Origin of the sequence: Cryobacterium sp. N22 (assembly GCF_002929555.1) — a bacterium.
Classification (GTDB): domain Bacteria; phylum Actinomycetota; class Actinomycetes; order Actinomycetales; family Microbacteriaceae; genus Cryobacterium.
Window position 1 is genome coordinate 1 of the sequence record NZ_PJJP01000001.1, and the last position, 1031, is coordinate 1031.

The window sequence follows — 1031 nt, forward strand, 5'->3', positions numbered from 1 at the left end:
ATTTGGCGAGTTTTGGGGCTTTTCTCACGGTTCGCGGATGTGTGGGGCCGGGTGTGTCCGCGGGCGGGTGCAGTGTCAGTGGTAGGTGAGACGATCTCAGCATGAGTAGCCCAGACCAGGCACCAACGCCCGCTCCGGACGATGACGACTACTCTCCGGAGCCCGCTCCACCCGGATCCACCCCCTCCCCCGCCGCCCCGGCCGAACCTGGGTCGACGGAGTCCCCCGCGGCTGACCTCACCGCTGACGAACCGGCCGCAGCCGAGCCCTACGTCCCCGACCCGACCCTGGACGAGGTGGTCCGCTCGGAGCTGGCCCGTCGCACCGAACTGATCGCCGCCGAGGCCCGTCTGATCGTGCAGGCGCAGGCCCGTCAGGCCGAATTCCTCGTCGATCTGCAGGGCTGGAGTGAGGACCCACAGGTCGCCTCCCGCCTGCACGGCAACCCGGAGAGCATCCGGCTGGCCGACGTGAACGCGGCCACCCTGACCGAGGACCAGGCTCGAGCCGCCGCGTACGGCCGGTGGGACGACCGGGAGGTCGCCCGGCGCACCATCGTGAGCGAGACCGCCTGCCTGCTTCGGGTGGCCGAGCGCACGGTGGAGCGCATGATGGATCAGTCCCTCTGGCTGATGTGCGCCCCGGCGACCTTCCAGGCCCTCTCCGCCGGAGAGATCAGCTACCGGCACGCCACCGTGCTCGTCGACCAGATGCGCACCCTGCCCGACGACGACCACGCGGCGTTCGAGAAAGCCGTGCTGCCGGAGGCGAAGCGGATGCCGGTGGGCCGGTTCCGCGACAAGGCCCGCCGGTTGCGCGAGAAGCAACACCCGGAGTCCATCGTGATCCGCAACAGGAACGCCCTCGCCGAACGTCGTTCCTACTGGGAGGCCGCCCCGGATGGGATGGGCTGGTTGCACTGGTACGGCACCGCCCATGACACCAAGGCCGCCTACGACCGGATCAACGGCATGGCCGGGAGCCTGAAAAAGACAGGTGACCCGACGCCAGCGGGCGCCGACTCAGAGATC

At 69.5% G+C, this 1031-nt stretch carries 1 pseudogene; it reads left to right on the top strand.

Features of this window, described 5'->3' with window-relative positions:
* Window positions 1–101: 101 nt before the first annotated feature.
* Window positions 102–1031, top strand: a pseudogene (locus tag CXY76_RS00005) (hypothetical protein); the annotation flags it as partial.